The organism is Sphingopyxis sp. H050 (genome assembly GCF_001468265.1).
Classification (GTDB): Bacteria; Pseudomonadota; Alphaproteobacteria; order Sphingomonadales; family Sphingomonadaceae; genus Sphingopyxis.
Genome location: NZ_LNRZ01000001.1, coordinates 216851 through 233245 on the forward strand (window position 1 = coordinate 216851; position 16395 = coordinate 233245).

Genomic DNA, 16395 nt, shown 5'->3' on the forward strand with positions numbered 1-16395 from the left:
CGGCTCAGAAGCTGAAGCCCAAACGCACACCATAGGAGGCCGGGCGTCCCGGTGAAGCGATATTGGCGTTCGGCAGGAAGAAATTCCGCGTCAGGTCATATTTCGTCCTGAACAAATTGCGCGCATAGGCGCCGACCCACCAATTGCCCTTGGCGGGGCGCAGCGTAACGGTGGCGTTGGCGATCCAGCGCTCATCGAGGTCATAGGTCGGGCCAAGGAAGGACGGCAGCTCGTCGCGGAAGCTGTAATCGCCCTGCAGGTCGAGCCCGAAGTCCTTGCCGAGCGGCAGCGCATAGCTGATCGAGCCCTGGTAGCTCCATTGCGCGATCGGGATCGGCTGCCCCGATTTGTCGATCGTATCGGCGACATACAGGCCGTTCACGAGGCGAAGGGTGGTGGTGTCGATATCGGAGAAATCCTTGTAGCGGCCATATTTATAGCCGACCGACTGCGATATACGGACACGGCTGGTCGGCGCGATCTGGATTTCGAGTTCGCCGCCGTAGATTTCCGATTTGGGGGCGTTGATGATGCGCCCGATCAGCCCGCGCTGCGGATTGACGATCGTGCCCAGCACCTGCTGGTTGCGATAATCATAATAGAAAAGCGAGCCCTGGAAGCGGACCGCCCGCGCGAAGTCGGCCTTGAACCCGGCCTCATAGGCATAGAGGATTTCGGGTTTGAAGGCGTCGATCTGGTTCGCGTTCGGCGAGTTGTAGACGGTGAAACCGCCCGACTTCACTCCGCGGCTGGCGCTGGCATAGAAGAGCAGCCCGTCGCGCGGGCGGAACTCTAGCGCGAGCTTGCCGCTCGCCTCATCCAGCGTCGCGTTGCGATTGCCGTCGAGGAACAGCGGCGTGCCGCCGATCTTGGTCGCGAAGTCGCGCAGCTTGCGCTTTTCATGCTCGTAGCGGATGCCGCCGACAATCGCGAAACGCTCGCCGAGCGCAAGGCTCGCTTGCCCGAAGCCGCTGATTGACTCGGCTTTCTGGCGATAGGATGTGTCGGTTATAAACCCGAGGCTTTCGCTGAAGTCGGTCAGGAACAGCTCGTCGAGCGTCTGGTTCGAATAATAGCCGCCGACGACCCAGTTCAGCGGTCGGTCGCCGTTCGACGAGAGCCGGAGTTCCTGCGAGTAAACCTCGACGTCGCTGCCCCAGAACGTATCGGATTCGCGGCTCGCCGAGGCGTCCCAGTCGGCGAGTTCGCGGCGCTTGAATTTCTCGTAGCTGCTGATGCTGGTGAAGCGGACCGCGTCGGACAGATCGAATTTGCCGGTCAGGCTGGCGCCCCAGCTATCATTGTCGCGGTGCGGCTTGTCGTCGACGTCATATCCCGCGAGCGCGGCAAAGGTCGGCGACAGGCCCCAGCCGGTCTGACGGCGGTTCGTGTCGGCCGGGATCACCGGGCCGAGAGGGCCGCCGTAGCCGCGCGTCTGGAAGGGGCGAAAGAGATAGAGGCCGGTCTGCTCGCTGCGGTCCCGGCCGCCGTGGATGTTGAACTGGATGGTGGCGCTGCCCGATGGCGTCCAGTCGAGCAGCGCGCGGCCAAACAGGCGATCGGCGTCGCCAAGCTTTTCGCCGGTGTTGCGGTTGCGCTGGAATCCGCCGCCCTGTTCGGTGACGCCCGCGACGCGAAAACGCAGCGTTTCGCTGATCGGTCCCGAGACAAAGCCTCCGGCCTTCAGCAGCCCGAAGCGGCCATATTCGGCGTCGACACCGGCGGAGAACTGCTCGGTCGGGCGCCGGGTGATGAGGTTGATCGCGCCGCCCGTCGTATTGCGGCCATAGAGCGTACCCTGAGGCCCGCGCAGCACCTCGACGCGCTCGATGTCGAACAACGCACCCTGCGTCATCACGGGCACCGGATAGGCGATTTCGTCGACATAGATACCGACGGTTGGCGTGTTGTTCGTCGCATAATCCTCGAAACCGACGCCGCGGATGCGGAACTGCGGCTGTCCGCCGCCGAAGGCCGGCACGACCTCGAGCGAGGGCGTCTGGAATTGCAGATCGTTGACATTGCTCACGCCGCGCCGCGCCAATTCGTCGCCACTGAGGACCGACAGCGCGATCGGGACATCCAGCGCCGACTCGTCGCGGCGCTGCGCGGTCACGACGATATCGCCGAGCCGTTGATCGCCATCGGCGACCGGCGCCTCGGTTTGTGCCAATGCGCCGGTAGAGGGTAGGAGGCTGAGAGCGAGGAGAGCCCCGGTCGACGGATAGAAACGGGATTTCATGTCATTTCCCCTTTTGGTTGAGCGAGTGAAGCTTTGAACGGGATATAAAATCAATGGATCGGCCCGGGGCTGACGGCGATCCGCAAGTCGTTGGCGAGGGTCATGCGGCAGATGGGCGCGCGAGCGCTGCGGCGGGTGAAAAGCCTGTTGTGAAGCGGGGGTGCATGACATACGGCAACCGCGCAATGTGCCGCGGCCGGCAAGACCATCGGCCGTGGGCTCCAACCACAGGGACCTGCATGGAAATACGCAGCCATTCGACTTTCGATCGCGCCGAGTGGAGCCGGTTGCGGTCGAGCGTTCCGCTCCTGCTGGCCGAAGAAGAGCTCGCGCTGCTGCGCGGGGCCAACGAGCCGATGTCGATCGCCGAGGTGGAGGAAATCTGCCTGCCGCTGGTTCGGTTGATCAGCCTGCATGTCAACGCCGCACGCAGCCTGGCCGCGGTTACCGACGAGTTTGTCGGCCGGGCATCGCACGCAAGACCCTTCATCGTCGCGATCGCGGGCAGCGTCGCGGTCGGCAAGAGTACGATCGCGCGTGTGCTGAAGCTGCTCCTGTCGCGCGCGACTGACCATCCGAAGGTCGATCTTATTGCCACCGACGGCTTCCTTTGGCCCGCGGAAAAGCTGCTCCGCGACGGCATGATGGACCGCAAGGGCTTTCCCGAAAGCTATGACGTCCGGCGCATGATCGAATTTCTCGCGCAGGCCCGCGCGGGCGAGCGCGCCAGCGCCCCCGTCTACTCGCACACCAGCTACGATATCGTTCCGGGCGCCTTCGATGTGGTCGAGGCGCCCGACATCTTGATCTTCGAGGGACTGAACGTCCTCCAGATCGGCGATGGCGTGAACCGGCGCCATGGGCCCGTGTTCACGGCGGCCGATTTCTTCGACCTCTCCATCTTCGTCGACGCCGAACCCGATGTCATCGAACAATGGTATGTGGACCGGTTCCTTTTGCTTCAAAGAACCCGGATGCAGGACCCCGAATCCTATTTCCACCATCTGGCCGGAGCCTCGCGCGAAGAGGCGGTGCAATTTGCGCAGCGGCTTTGGCAGACGGTCAACCTGCCCAATCTGCTGGAAAATATCCTGCCGACGCGCCAGCGTGCCGACGTGATCATTCACAAGCGCGCCGATCACACCGCCGACCGTCTGCTGCTGCGGCGCATCTGAGCTGGCCGCTCTCACCATTGCTGGCGCGCAAGCGCGGCGTCCTCGGCGGCGCATCGCTCCGCACCAGCCTGACGCCCGGCATCGACATCGCTGGAAAAGCGAAACCCGCACGCGACGCGGCTTTGGCCATAAGCGAAAAAGGCCGCACTCCCCTGGAATTTTGTCAACTAACCCCCCTTAGGTCGCGCCCGCGCAGCAGGCGGCACGTGCACCGACAAGCGCGCAATCTTTGAAACTGGAGTCGACTCCTCGCGCTCCGCGGCTCCCATAACCGCATTGTCAGTGTCGATGAGGGCCTGGCGTTGTCGCCTGGGCTGGGTCCGGCGCTGCCGTCCGGGTTTGGCACGTCGAGCAAGCCGCTTCGCGCTCGTCGACGGCGTGGATTATTCGGCAACAAAGTCTATCTAATTGATTGAGAAAGGGCGGACAAGCCCTTTCACGTCGATTTTGCAAAGCTTTTCTTTTGAAAGATAAAGATGGGCCATGAGCCGCTTGCGGCCGCAGGGCGCGGCATGCCCGGCGCGGCAATGGGGCAATCAGATCATCCAGGCATCGGCTCACCAACTGGCCGAAGCATTCAAGACGCACCGACCGGACGGCGCGTATGCGCCGCCCGGCCAGCAAGGCGGTTTGTGCGCCGAGGATTAGATGAGGTTCAGTTCGACCTCGATATTGCCCGCGGTCGCCTTCGAATAGGGGCAGATCGCGTGGGCGGCTTCGATCAGCGCCCGCGCTTCGTCGCCTTCGACGCCCGGAACATGAATGTTCAGCTTGGCGCGAAGGTGGAACCCGTCTTCGCCCTGCAGCAGGTCGATCGTCGTGTCCATTTCGGGTGCACCAGCAAGAGTTAACTTGCGCTGCGACGCGGCGACCTGGGTTGCGGCGATAAAGCAGGCCGACCAAGCGGCGGCGAACAATTCCTCGGCAGCGGGGTGTGGCTGCGGCAGGGGCAGGTCGAGCTTGCCGCTGCTGCTGCGCGCATGGCCCTTGGGTCCGCCGGCGACGTGCGTGGTTCCGTTGTAGAGAAGTTTGTCAGCCATATTCGATACCTTTCTGATTTACATCTTATCCGTTTATATCGGATACGATCTATATAGATGAGTCGTTTGTGAAAGTCAATCGCATACGATTTAATCTTGCAGGATTTAAAATTGGGCGGGTTGCAACGTTGATTGCGGCGCCGGCCCTTCTTCGGTTCACGACCCTCGGGCTGCCACGATGCCGTACCGTAAACTGTGGCTATTTGGCCACTAATACCCGGAAAATCGGCGATTTAGCGCGCGTGCGCGTTGACGCGGCGAAGCGGTCGGCTACAGCGATGAGCTACTGCCGGGCATCTCCCACTTAGGCCTTTGGGCTGCGCGCGGCGGTTTGGAGAGAGAGAAACATCATGACCATGCGCAACATTCTGTTGGGCGCCACGATGCTGTGCGCCGCAACCACCCCCGCTTACGCCTTCGCTCAGGCCGCCGCTGCCGCCGACGAGACGGCGACCACCCAAGACGACGCTGGCTATGAGGGCGACATCATCGTCACCGCCACCGGCCGTTCGCAGATCGCGCAGGACGTGCCGATCGCGCTCAGTGTCGTCGGCGGCGAGCAACTCACCAACAGTGGCATTTCCGACATTCGCGGCTTGCGTCAGGTCGCGCCCAGCCTTCAGGTGACCACGGGTCAGTCCTCGGCGACCGGCGTCGTGCTGCGCATCCGCGGCATCGGCACCGCGGGTGACAACCCGGGCTTCGAGCCCGCCGTCGGCGTGTTCATCGACGGCGTGCTCCGCGCCCGCGCGGGCGTTGCGCTTGCCGACCTGCCGCCGATCGAGCGCGTCGAAGTTCTGCGCGGTCCGCAGGGCACGTTGTTCGGCCGCAACACTTCGGCCGGTGCGCTCAACATCATCACCCAGAAGCCCTCGTTCGAACTCGGCGGCTATGCCGAACTCAGCTATGGCAATTACGACGAGATCGAAGCCAAGGCGGGCGTCACCGGCGGCCTGACCGAAAAGATCGCGGCGCGCCTCGACGGCGGCTATCACAAGCGTGACGGCTATATCAAAGACGCCAATTCGGATCGCCGCTTCAACGACGTCGATCGCTGGTTCGTTCGCGGCCAGACCCTGTTCGAAGGCGACGATGTCAGCCTGCGCATCATCGGCGACTATGCCGAGACCGACGAACAGTGCTGCGGCGCGATCAACTCCAATTCGGGTTTCCAGATCGCTCCGAACCCGGCCGACATCAACACGGTACTGGGCTTTGCCGCCAGCAACGTCATCCAGGCCTTCTCGGCCAATCCCGCACTCGGTGGCGCCGTCGGCCGTGTCGGCATCGTCCGTCCGTTCGATCCCAAGTCGCGCACGATGGCGGCCTCGCCGAACCGTGATTTGTCCGAACAGGTCAAGGAATGGGGCGTTTCGGGCGAGCTCAACTGGGATCTGGGCGGCGTCACGCTGACCTCGATCACCGCCTATCGCGACTGGAAGGCGCTGCGTAACCAGGACATCGATTTCTCGGGTCTCGACCGCGCCTATCGCGAAGGCTATCGCACGGGCCTGCGCGACTTCACGCAGGAAGTCCGCTTCAACGGTTCGGCTTTCGACGGCGGTCTCGACTGGCTGATCGGCGGCTTTTACCTGAACGAGAAGACGACACTCACCGACCGCGTGCGCTTCGGCACCCAGGCCGACCAGTTCGTCGACGGCATCTTCAACGCGCTGACCGCCGGCCAGCCCGGTCTGCCGCCGCAGGGCCTGCAGCTTTATGGCACGCTCGGCCCGGCGGTTCCGGTCTTCGCGGGGGTGCCGCTGCCGCGCACGCCCAACGGCGGCGGTCAGGTTGCCGATCAGTATAGCGTCAAGACCGAAGCCTTTGCGCTGTTCACGCACAACATTATCAACATCAGCGATCAGCTCTCGCTGACGCTGGGTCTGCGCTACAACCACGAAAACAAGGACATCAAGGCGAACTTGAACTCGCAGGTTCCGGCTTGCAACTTCCTGCAGAGCCCTGCGGCCGCCGCCTATCGCGCCGGCCTCGGCGCGCGTTTCCCGCTGGTCTATCTCTATGCCTGCAACCCGACCGTGAACTCCGAATTCAACGGCAATTACACGGGCGATCGCAGCGAGAGCGAGTTCACGGGCACCGCCAAGCTGTCGTTCAAGGTTTCGGACGAGGTGCTGCTCTATGGCGGCTACGATCGCGGTTACAAATCGGGCGGCTACAACCTCGACCGTGGTTCGTTCGACAGCGTGTTCCTGGGCGGCAACGGCGCGCAGATCACCGACCTGGAATTCGGCAACGAAACCGCCGATGTGTATGAAATCGGCTTCAAGACCAATTTCAGCCGCGCCTTCCAGTTCAACGGGTCGGTCTTCCACTCGACGTTCAAGGGCTATCAGAACAACGCGTTCGAAGGGACGCGCTTCGTGGTCCGCAACTTCGACAAGGTGATTTCGAAGGGCGTCGAGCTCGATGCGATCATCCGTCCGGTCAGCGACCTGAACTTCCACGTCGGCTATACTCTCCTCGACACCGAGGTGAAGGATCCGCTGGCGGGCAGCGACAACGGCAAGCCGCTGACCAACTCGCCGCGTCACGTCATCACGACGTCGGCGACCTGGACGCCGCAGCTCAGCAGCTCGGTCGGCGGTCTCGTCCACATCGACGCGCGCACGAACAGCGACTCGAACACGCTGAACTCGCCGCTGGGCGTGCCGTTCACGACCAATGACGGCTACACGATCGTCAATGCGCGGGTCGGCCTGAACTTCAACGACAACCGCTTCGGCATCGAGGCCTATGTCGAGAATCTGTTCAACAAATATTACAACATCACGTCGTTCCCGGTTCCCGAGCAGGGCACGAGCTTCGCGGTCTATCCCGCGCCGCCGCGCTTCTACGGCGTGAAGCTCCGCGCTTCGTTCTGATCCCTAAGGATCGAGACAAGAGAAAGGGCGCGTCCTGGTGGACGCGCCCTTTCTGCTATCCGGTGGTTCTCATGACTCCGAAAAAGGCCCGACCATTCGCGTGAATGGCCGGGCCTTTGTTTTTCGACGTCAGGCTTAGAATTTGAAGCCTGCCTGAAGGCCGTAGCGACGCGGATCGAGCGTGAACACGTTGGTGAACAGGCCCGACGACTGGTCGGTGACATAGAGACCGGTGACCGGCTGGCTGTCGAAGATGTTCGACACGAACGCCTTCACGAACCATTTCTTGTCCGGCCCGTTGAGCTGGATCTGGGCGTTCACCTGCGCATAGCCGTTGATCTCGTTGATCCGGCCATTGAAGATGTTGCCATAGCTGTCGCCGGTGTAGGTCAGGTCGACACGGGGCGTCAGCGACATGTCATTGTCGAAGTTAAACGTATATTGCGCGCCCGCGCTGAACTTGTAGTTCGGCGCCTGCGGCAGCTTGTTGCCCCGGATGTTCACCGGCACGCCGGCGTTGGCGACGGTGAAGGGCAGCGCGCCGGTCGGCGTGGCGAACAGCGCACGGAGCGGGGCTGACGGGTTCGCCGCCGTCGATTCGAGCACCGAACAGATGCCGAAAGCGCCCGGCGAATTGATGCCGCTGTTCTGGCCGAAGCTGGCGGGACCGCGCAGACCAAGCGCGGTGTTCACCGCAGTGACATAGGTCTGGACGCCCGCCGCGTTGCCTGCGGTGGTCGGGACCACGGCGCAGTTCGAGCCGTTGGTGATGTCCTTGATGATCACCGTATCCGAACGGCCGCCCGACGGATCGCGCGGGTTGCCGAGCAGCTTGTCGCTCGACACCTTAGTGTGCAGGTAGCTGGCGCCCAGGTTGACGACGAAGTCGGGCGACGGCGTGATCACCGCTTCGGCCTCGACACCATAGATGTCGGCATCGACGTTATCGTTGACCGAGGTGCGCGCGACGATGCGGCTGAGCTGCAGGGCTTTATATTTGTAGTAGAAGCCCGTGACGTTCAGCTGCAACGCGCCGAAGCGGTTTTTCGACCCGACTTCGAAAGAGTTGATGATCTCGGGCGCGAAGGATTCGTCGACGGCAAAGATCGGTTGCAGCGGCGGGTTGATGCCGCCCGATTTATAGCCGCGCGAATAGCTGGCATAGATCAGGTTGTCGGGCGTCAGCTTCCAGTCGAGAACGGCGCGTCCCGTCCATTCGTTGAACGAGACCTGACGGACCTGGAACGGCTGGTTGCCGGCAAGGCCCGGATCGGCGTCGAAGCTGCCGACGAACGGCGAGTTGAACGCGCTGCCGGTCTGGCTGTACGGCGTCAGGAAGCTCGCCAGGGTCGAGCGGGCGACCACGCTCTTCTTGTCGTCGTTATACCGCAGACCGACAGTCAGCTTCAGCGAATCGTTGAACTCGAAATAGGCTTCGCCGAAGATGCCGTAGGACGTGACCTTCAAATCGTCCGTATTGTTGCGGAAGAAGGGGGTCGCAAGGTACGACGGCGGCAGCGGACCGGTCGGCGGTGCGGTTCCCAGTGCGGTGAAAGACCCCAGGATACCGGTCAGATAGTCGATCCCGAACGAGTTCACATAATAGCTGTTCTCGGTAAGGTGCGACTTGCCATAGATGCCGCCTATCAGGAAGTTGAACGGCCCGTCGAAGTCCGAGCTGACGATAAGCTCGCCCGACCAGCTGCTGCTATCCTGGTTCGACCGGTCAAAGTCCTGCGGTGTTGCCGTACAGGTCTTGAACCCGCCATAGGCGCCGAGTCCGGTCTCCTCCGACAGCGACGTGCAGAGGTTGCCGGTCGGGCCGTTCGGGATCAGCGCCGCTGCGATCGGCGAGAAATAGCTCGCCGGCAGGCCCGGAATGCCGCCCGCCGCCGCCGCGGCCAGCGCGCCGAGCGCCGGCGCGAAAAAGCTGCGGTCCTGGATCGACAGATTATAGTCCTGCTGGCTGTCGACCTTGGCTTCCTGATAGACGCCGGCGAGCGACACGTTGATCGACCCGAAGCTATGTTCGAGGCGGCCCTGAAGCTGCAATTCGTCCGAGAAATAGGTCGGCTTGTAATCCGTGTTCACGACGCGCGGATCAGCCGTGCCCTGGAAGGTCGAGAGCGAGTCGGGACCATAGAGGCTGCCGAGGCCGAAGGCGGTCGGGATACCGCGGATCGCCAGGAATTCGCGGCTGGTCAGCACCCCGACGAAGGTCGAGTTGCCGTTCGTCACACCGACATCGCGGCGGTTGTTCAAACAGCCGAGGACGCCGGTTGCGTCGCGCTGGCAATATTGCTTTTGGATGCGCATGCGATTGTCGTTTTCTCGGAAATAATAGCCGAGAAGGTCGAGCGTGGTGTCGGGGGTCGGCTGCCAGCGGATCGACCCGCGGATCGCGTACATGTCGCGATCGTCGATGCGGCTGTTGTCGAACAGGTTCTTGGTATAGCCGTCGCGGTTCAGGTAGAAGCCGGCGATACGGACGCCCAGCGTGTCGCCGATGGGCAGGTTGACCATGCCCTTCGCCTTGATGCTGTTGTAGTTGCCATATTCGAACTCACCCGATGCGCCGAAGCCGGTGAGGTCCGGCTTGGCGGTGACGACGTTGACGACGCCCGAGGTGGCGTTGCGGCCGAACAGCGTGCCCTGCGGGCCGCGCAGCACCTCGATACGCTCAAGGTCGAAAAATTCGGTCTCGAACAGGCGAGTGCCGATCAGCGGCGATTCATTCTGGTGGATCGCGGTCGCGCTGTCGCAGCTCACCCCGACGCAAAGGTCGCCGATGCCGCGGATCGTGAAGCTGGACGAGGTGAAGTTCGTCTTGGTGAATGTCACGTTGGGCAGCGTCAGCTGCAAGTCGGACGGGTTTTCGATCTGCTGCGCTTCCAGCGATTCGGCCGAGAAGGCGCTGACCGCGATCGGAACGTCCTGGAGGCGTTCGGACTGGCGCTGCGCGGTGACGACGATCTCGCCGCCGAAAGCATCGGTCTCGCCCTCTTGTGCCCACGCTGGCGTCGCCACCGCCATCGCAAGTACCGACGAGCCGATCAGTGCTTTGAACTTCATCTACATCCTCCCTTTTTCGATCCCGCAAACGCGGGCCGCCCAAATTGCAATTTCAGGTAAGGGGAGGGGAATCGACCAGGCATGACAAAGCGCACCGGGCCGGACCGGCCGAGTGCTTGTAATTATCCCACCTGCCAGCTGCGCTGGTCATCGTCCTCTCCCACCGGCGTCGGGGAAGAACGCCGGCATCTCCGGTTTACGGTCCGCTTGAGCGAACTCTGTAAGGGTTTGAAGGTGCGCCGAGTTGACGAAAGCGGCAAGTCACTTGTTATCGTTAAAAAAGCGCAGAAATCCGGGCGCGTCCCAATTTGAAAAAAGCGCAGATTCCGCAACGTAAACTTGGGCGGGCGACGGAAATTCTTGGGAACCCAGGGTTGCACTGACGGCATTTCGCGTCGAAATGTGCGACATGATAGCAACAGTGAAAGCAGGGCGATGACGAAGGTGGAAACGGGGCCGGACGGCAAGCCGGTGGTCCCGGCAGAGGTACTGAACGCGGTCCGCACGCTGATCGAGTGGGCGGGCGACAATCCGGAGCGCGAAGGCCTGCTCGACACCCCGAAGCGCGTGGCGCGGGCGTGGCTGGAATATTGCCAGGGCTATGCCGAGGATCCGGCGATCCACCTGTCGCGAACCTTCGAGGAGGTCGGCGGATACAACGAGCTCGTTCTGCTCAAGGACATCCCGTTCCAGTCGCACTGCGAACATCACATGGCGCCGATCACCGGCAAGGCGTCGATCGCCTATATGCCCAAGGACCGTGTCGTCGGTATTTCGAAACTCGCGCGCGTCCTCAACGGCTATGCGCGGCGGTTGCAGGTGCAGGAGCGGCTGACGGCGGAGGTCGCGCGCTGTATCTGGGACAATCTCCAGCCGCATGGCGTTGCGGTGGTGATCGACGCGCAGCATGGCTGCATGACCGGCCGAGGCGTCCGTACGCCGGGGGTCGGCATGGTGACCAGCCGGTTGCTCGGCTGCTTCCTTGACGACGAGCGCAGCCGCAAGGAAGTGCTGGCGCTGATGGGGTATTGAGGGGCGGCTAGCGCCGCCACTGTCGCAGCAGTTGATATTGGACCGCCTGCAGCCGGGTAAAATTCTCGGGCGCCATGTTGCCGCCTTCGAGCGCGGCGACCTCGTTGAGTTCGTACATCAGATTGCGATGCTGGACGTCGGGGATCAGGCTCTGGATGAAGGTGATCGCAACAAGCCGCTCGCCGCGCGTCACGGGTTCGACCTCGTGCAGTGTATGCGAGGGGTAAACGACCGCGACGCCGGGCGCTTCCTTGAAGCGCAGGTCGGCGTTGCCGAGCTTCACATGCAGCGCGCCGCCGTCATAGTCGGCCGGGTCGCCCAAGAACACGGTGCAGCTGACATCGGTGCGCAGCTGCCCGTCGGGTAGCGGGATATAGGCGGCATCCGGATGCAGCCCGTAATGCATGCCCGGCGTGTAACGCGTCAGCAGCGGCGGCGCGATGCGGGCGGGGAAGGAAAATGCCATGAAGTCGGCATTCTGCACCATCGCGTCGAGCAGGATCTTCGACGAGCGCTCATAGGCACCCGCGTCGTGCAGCTGGAGGTTGTTCTTGACGGTCGAATGCGGATTGCTGATCCGCCCGTCGACGAATTTGCCGCTGGCCGCGATGTCGCGCAGCGCGCGTACCGCCTGGTCATCGAGGAGCTGGACGAGCTTGAACATGGCGGCTCCTAGCGGATCGGCAGATGAGAAAGATGTGTATAGCGCCCGGCGAGGGCTTCAACCCAACCTAGGGCTTCGCCGATTGCGTCGCGATGGTCGGACGCCGCCTGCGCCTGCAATTGGCGGCGGAGGTCGGGGCTGTAGCCATGTTCGGGCGCCTTCGAATATTGGCGCATGATCGGGCCAGCGACCGCGGCCTCGATGCGCGCCGGATCGGCCGGAAGCTCGCAATGCGCGCATTGCGAGGCGAGCGCTGTCGAAGGGTCAGCGAGCATCGCCTCGAAATCCATCCACAGATGGCGCGGATCGGCGGGCGGCAGCGTGCGCTGCGCGCTCGCCATTTCGCAAAGCCAGCTCATCGCGACGCGCGTCACCGGCGGCAATTGCCAAAGCTTGTGGGGAAAATCGGGCAGCAATGCCGCGAGCCGCGCCATGCGTGCGGGCGCCTGCGCGAGCGTTTCGGCCATTGAGGCCTCGCCGGCAAGGATGGTCTCGATATAACGCGGCAGCGGAACGTGGAGGAAGATCGCGCGACCTTCGGCTCCGGTCAGGTCGTCGGCGATCGCGGTAATGACGCTCGACGCTTTCACTATGGAGCGCTGCCCCAGCGAGAAACCGCGGCCGAGCCAGCCGAGAGTCTGAGCCAGCCGCTTGGCATAAAGGTTGGGCGACCAGACGGACTCGGGCCGATCGATCCGTTCGGCGACCTGCGCGAGCGTACGCAGCAGCATCGGCTCGCGGAGCGGCAGCGTGCCGCTCACTTCGGCGAGCAGGCGCGAGGCGAGTGTCGAGCCCACGTGCCCGATGTGAAAGATGAAGTCGGGATGCGGCGCGTTGCCGAGGTCGGGTAGCGCGTCCCACGCCATCCATTGACGACCGATACGCTCGGCGAGCAGCCGTTGGTCAAGGAAACTCGCGGTCCGGTAGTCGGCTTCGGTCAGGAGTGCGATCAGGACACGGTCATTCGCCAGATCGGCCATATGCGGCAACAGGCTGGCATCGGCGGCGAAGCGGCGCGGGAAGGGATCATCGGCCATCGCCGCTGCCATAGGAAAGGGCAGCGCATAAGAAAAGGGCCGCGTTCCCGGTCAGGAAACACGGCCCTTTCGAAAGGCGTTGCCTTCGGAAGCTTACGCTTCTTCGGCTTCGTCCGAAGCAGCTTCGACTTCTTGCGCAGCCACTTCCGACGGCGGCGTGGCGTCTTCGAACTCGTCTTCGCTGTCGGGTTCGAGTGCCGAGGCGACCGCTTCGGCCTGTTCTTCCTCGAACATGGCGGCGATCACGTCGATGCCCTGCTTCTGCATTTCGGCTTCGTCCGGCGAACGGGCGACGTTGACCGCAACGGTCACGACGACCTCCGGGTGCAGCTTCACCTTGACGTCGAACAGGCCAAGCGACTTGATCGGGCGTTCGAGCTCGACCATCGACTTGGTGATGTTCGCGGCGCCGTCTTCGACCAGCGCGTCGACGATGTCGCGCACCGAAACCGAGCCGTAGAGCTGACCGGTGTTCGACGCCTGACGGATCAGGACGACCTGCTTGCCGTCGACGTCCTTGGCACGGCCTTCGGCGTCGGTACGGCGCTCGGCGTTGTCGGCCTCGATCTTCGAGCGGTTCGCTTCGAACAGCTTGCGATTGGCTTCGTTCGCGCGCAGCGCCTTGTTGTTCGGCAACAGGAAGTTGCGGGCAAAGCCGTTCTTGACGGTGACGACGTCGCCGATACCGCCGAGTTTCTCGATACGTTCGAGCAGGATGATTTCCATCGGTCCGCCCTCCTTACTTCACAATGTAGGGGAGCAGGCCGATGTGGCGCGAGCGCTTGATCGCTTTCGCCAGCTCGCGCTGCTTCTTGGTGGACACCGCGGTGATCCGCGACGGGACGATCTTGCCGCGCTCCGACAGGTAACCCTGGAGCAGACGGACGTCCTTGTAATCGATGACCGGTGCGTCCTTCTGGCTGAAGGGGCAGGTCTTGCGGCGGCGGAAAAAGGGTCGTGCCATCGTGCTGTTCCTTATTCTTCGCCGTCGCGGTCACGGCCGCCACGGCCCCCACGACGTTCCTGCTTGCGCATCATGACCGACGGACCCTTTTCGAGTTCGTCGACGCGGATGGTGAGCCAGCGGATGATATCTTCGTTGATCGCGGCCTGGCGCTCGATCTCTGCGATGGCTTCGCCCGACACTTCGGCCGAGAGCATCACATAATGGCCCTTGCGGTTCTTCGCGATCTTGTAGGCGAGCTGCTTCAGGCCCCAGGTCTCGGTCTTGTGAACCGTGCCCTTGAACTCGCCGATGACGTTGGTGACGGTTTCCGCCAGCGCGTCGACCTGAGCCTGGCTCAGGTCCTGACGCGCGATAAAGACATGCTCGTAAAACGGCATGGTGCGCTTCCTTCGATTTGACCGATCGCTGATTTCGCGCCAATCGCGAAACCCCTCCGGCTGTCTTCGGCCTTGCGTATTCGTGCAAAGCAAACGGGGCGAACGGCACAAGGCCTCGCCCCGAATGAGGGCGCCTATACAGATTCGCGGGCGGAAATCAAGCGCAGAGCGGAGCATTTGGCGCTTGCCGCCGTCGTCGCCGGGTGAGACACCAACGCGGGCAAAAGGGGGCGCGCATGATCGAGATTGCCATTTTGATCGGGCTGTTCAGCTGGGGGATGACCAGCGAACGGCTGGGGCTGAAGCATTTGGGAGCGGTACTGGGGCTTTCATGCCTGATGGGCGGCCTTGGCGGGCTGATTGCGGGCGGGGTCAGGGCAGATCCTCTGACCTATGTCTTCACCATCGGTTTCGAGCTGATCCTCCAGTCGGCCGCGCTGCTGATCGGTTTCGCGATCGGCCATTTCCGGCATCGCCGTGGCGGCGTTCGCAACGCCGACGACATCTTCGGCTGATCAGAGCCGGGCGAGCAGCTCGCGCCCGAATTCGGTGAGCGTGTCGTCGCGCGCGCCGAGGATCAGGATGCGGTCGCCGGGTTTCGCCTCGTCCAGGATCGCTACGCCGCATTCGGCGCGGGTGGTCAGATGGACCGCGTCGGCACCGCCCGCGACGATATTCGCGACGAGCGCTTCGCTGCCCGTGCTGCGGTCGACGGTGCCGCCGAAATAGACGGGATCGCTGACAAACAGTCTGTCGCCGTCGCGCATTCCCTGCGCGAAACTGGCGGCGAGTTCCTTGCCCATCTGGCGGAGCGGGCCATAGCCGTGCGGCTGGAAGAAGAGCAGCGCGCGGCCGGGGAGTTCGGCGACCGCGGCGAGGGTCGCGGCCACCTTGTCGGGGTTGTGCGCGAAATCGTCGATGACGGTGACGCCGTTCGCTTGCCCGAGCACCTCGTAGCGGCGCGCGAGGCCGGCGAAGTCGGCGAGCGCCTCGACCCCCTGCGCGACCGGAATGCCGGAGGCGAGCGCCGCGGCGATGGCGGCGAGCGCATTGGCGGCGTTGTGACGGCCGGGCATAGGGAGATTGGCCTTGTATGCGGTGCCGTCCGCGTGAACCATAAAGCGGCAGCCGTCGGGCAGCGCCTCGAAATCGCTGCCCTGCACCGACGCATCGGCGGCAAAGCCGAAGCTCAGCACATTGTCGCGCGCGAGCAGCGGCGCGGATTCGGCGTCGTCGGCGTTGATCACCGCGACGCGCGCCTGGGCGGTGAAATCGCCGAACAGCCGGTGCAGTTCTTCGAGGCTCTTGTGATCGAGGCTGATGTTGGTGACGACCGCGACATCGGGGCGATAGAGCGCGATCGATCCGTCGCTCTCGTCGACCTCGCTCACATAGGTGCCGGCATCGCCGACGAGCGCGCTGGCGAAGGGCATGGCGGCGTTCGCGAAATTGCGCATCACCGCCCCGTTCATCACGGTCGGCTTGCGCCCGCTGCGTTCGAGAATCCAGCCGATCATGCCAGTGACGGTCGATTTTCCGCTGGTGCCCCCGATGCCGATTGCCTGATCGGCGGCATTGAAAAGCGCGGCGTTGAGATCGGCGCGCGTCATCCGCGGCAACCCCAGCGCATTCGCCGCGGCGACGTCGGGCACGCTGTCCTCGACCGCCGCCGAGGCGACCAGGGTCTGCCCGGCGGCGATACCGCTGCCGTCCTGCGGAAACAGGGCGACGCCGCGGCTTTCGATCCAGGCGAACTTGTCCCGGCTGCGGCCTTGGTCGCGGCTGCGGTCGGAGCCCGAAACTTTTGCACCGCGCGCCGCGACGATCATCGCGAGCGGCAGCATGCCCGACCCCCCGATGCCGCAGAAGAAATAGGATTTGTTTTCCGACATGGCGGCGCGATA

15 protein-coding genes are annotated in these 16395 nt (G+C 63.4%); 5 read left to right on the forward strand and 10 right to left on the reverse strand.

Annotation, left to right across the window (positions count from 1 at the left end):
• Positions 1-4: 4 nt before the first annotated feature.
• The gene (locus tag ATE67_RS00990; RefSeq protein WP_058814833.1) at positions 5-2242 is read right to left on the reverse strand and encodes a TonB-dependent receptor; all 2238 of its coding nucleotides are present in this window, start codon (positions 2240-2242) and stop codon (positions 5-7) included.
• 239 nt (positions 2243-2481) lie between these two features.
• On the opposite strand from ATE67_RS00990, the gene coaA reads away from it, so the two are divergent.
• Positions 2482-3417 (forward strand): type I pantothenate kinase, encoded by a 936-nt coding sequence (coaA, locus tag ATE67_RS00995; protein WP_058814834.1) that lies wholly within the window; start codon positions 2482-2484, stop codon positions 3415-3417.
• A gap of 11 nt (positions 3418-3428) precedes the next feature.
• Here the strand turns inward: coaA and ATE67_RS21255 are convergent, their stop codons facing one another.
• Entirely contained in the window at positions 3429-3584 is a 156-nt protein-coding gene (locus ATE67_RS21255) for a hypothetical protein (protein ID WP_156416845.1), read from the reverse strand.
• 316 nt (positions 3585-3900) lie between these two features.
• Between ATE67_RS21255 and ATE67_RS21260 the strand changes: the two genes are divergently transcribed.
• Complete coding sequence (locus tag ATE67_RS21260) at positions 3901-4065, forward strand: hypothetical protein (protein WP_156416846.1); 165 nt, start codon at positions 3901-3903, stop codon at positions 4063-4065.
• Here ATE67_RS21260 and ATE67_RS01000 read toward each other — a convergent pair.
• The gene (locus ATE67_RS01000; RefSeq protein ID WP_058814835.1) at positions 4062-4457 is read right to left on the reverse strand and encodes an Ohr family peroxiredoxin; all 396 of its coding nucleotides are present in this window, start codon (positions 4455-4457) and stop codon (positions 4062-4064) included. The genes ATE67_RS21260 and ATE67_RS01000 overlap by 4 nt on opposite strands.
• A gap of 350 nt (positions 4458-4807) precedes the next feature.
• Here ATE67_RS01000 and ATE67_RS01005 point away from each other — a divergent pair, with 350 nt between their 5' ends.
• Entirely contained in the window at positions 4808-7342 is a 2535-nt protein-coding gene (locus tag ATE67_RS01005; RefSeq protein ID WP_156416847.1) for a TonB-dependent receptor, read from the forward strand.
• Positions 7343-7477: 135 nt separating this feature from the next.
• Here ATE67_RS01005 and ATE67_RS01010 read toward each other — a convergent pair whose 3' ends face one another.
• Positions 7478-10414, reverse strand: coding sequence for a TonB-dependent receptor (locus ATE67_RS01010; RefSeq protein ID WP_058814836.1), 2937 nt, complete (start codon positions 10412-10414; stop codon positions 7478-7480).
• Positions 10415-10849: 435 nt separating this feature from the next.
• Between ATE67_RS01010 and folE the strand changes: the two genes are divergently transcribed.
• Positions 10850-11446 carry a GTP cyclohydrolase I FolE gene (folE, locus tag ATE67_RS01015; RefSeq protein WP_058814837.1) on the forward strand — a complete coding sequence of 199 codons (597 nt, stop codon included), beginning with the start codon at positions 10850-10852 and terminating at the stop codon, positions 11444-11446.
• A 7-nt stretch (positions 11447-11453) separates the two neighbouring features.
• Here the strand turns inward: folE and ATE67_RS01020 are convergent, their stop codons facing one another.
• From ATE67_RS01020 to rpsF, 5 genes are all read right to left on the reverse strand, one after another.
• A complete protein-coding gene (locus ATE67_RS01020; RefSeq protein WP_058814838.1) occupies positions 11454-12110 on the reverse strand; it encodes a Fe2+-dependent dioxygenase in 657 nt (218 codons plus the stop codon).
• An 8-nt stretch (positions 12111-12118) separates the two neighbouring features.
• Positions 12119-13147 carry a hypothetical protein gene (locus ATE67_RS01025; RefSeq protein WP_156416848.1) on the reverse strand — a complete coding sequence of 343 codons (1029 nt, stop codon included), beginning with the start codon at positions 13145-13147 and terminating at the stop codon, positions 12119-12121.
• 93 nt (positions 13148-13240) lie between these two features.
• A complete protein-coding gene (gene rplI, locus ATE67_RS01030) occupies positions 13241-13873 on the reverse strand; it encodes a 50S ribosomal protein L9 (RefSeq protein ID WP_058814840.1) in 633 nt (210 codons plus the stop codon).
• Positions 13874-13886: 13 nt separating this feature from the next.
• Positions 13887-14111, reverse strand: a complete 225-nt coding sequence (rpsR, locus tag ATE67_RS01035) for a 30S ribosomal protein S18 (protein WP_037517582.1) — start codon at positions 14109-14111, stop codon at positions 13887-13889.
• An 11-nt stretch (positions 14112-14122) separates the two neighbouring features.
• Positions 14123-14491 carry a 30S ribosomal protein S6 gene (rpsF, locus tag ATE67_RS01040; RefSeq protein ID WP_058814841.1) on the reverse strand — a complete coding sequence of 123 codons (369 nt, stop codon included), beginning with the start codon at positions 14489-14491 and terminating at the stop codon, positions 14123-14125.
• A gap of 236 nt (positions 14492-14727) precedes the next feature.
• Here rpsF and ATE67_RS01045 point away from each other — a divergent pair, with 236 nt between their 5' ends.
• On the forward strand, positions 14728-15006 hold the full coding sequence (locus tag ATE67_RS01045) for a hypothetical protein (protein WP_058814842.1): 279 nt from the start codon (positions 14728-14730) through the stop codon (positions 15004-15006).
• Here ATE67_RS01045 and ATE67_RS01050 read toward each other — a convergent pair whose 3' ends face one another.
• Entirely contained in the window at positions 15007-16383 is a 1377-nt protein-coding gene (locus ATE67_RS01050; RefSeq protein ID WP_058814843.1) for a Mur ligase family protein, read from the reverse strand.
• Positions 16384-16395 lie beyond the last annotated feature (12 nt).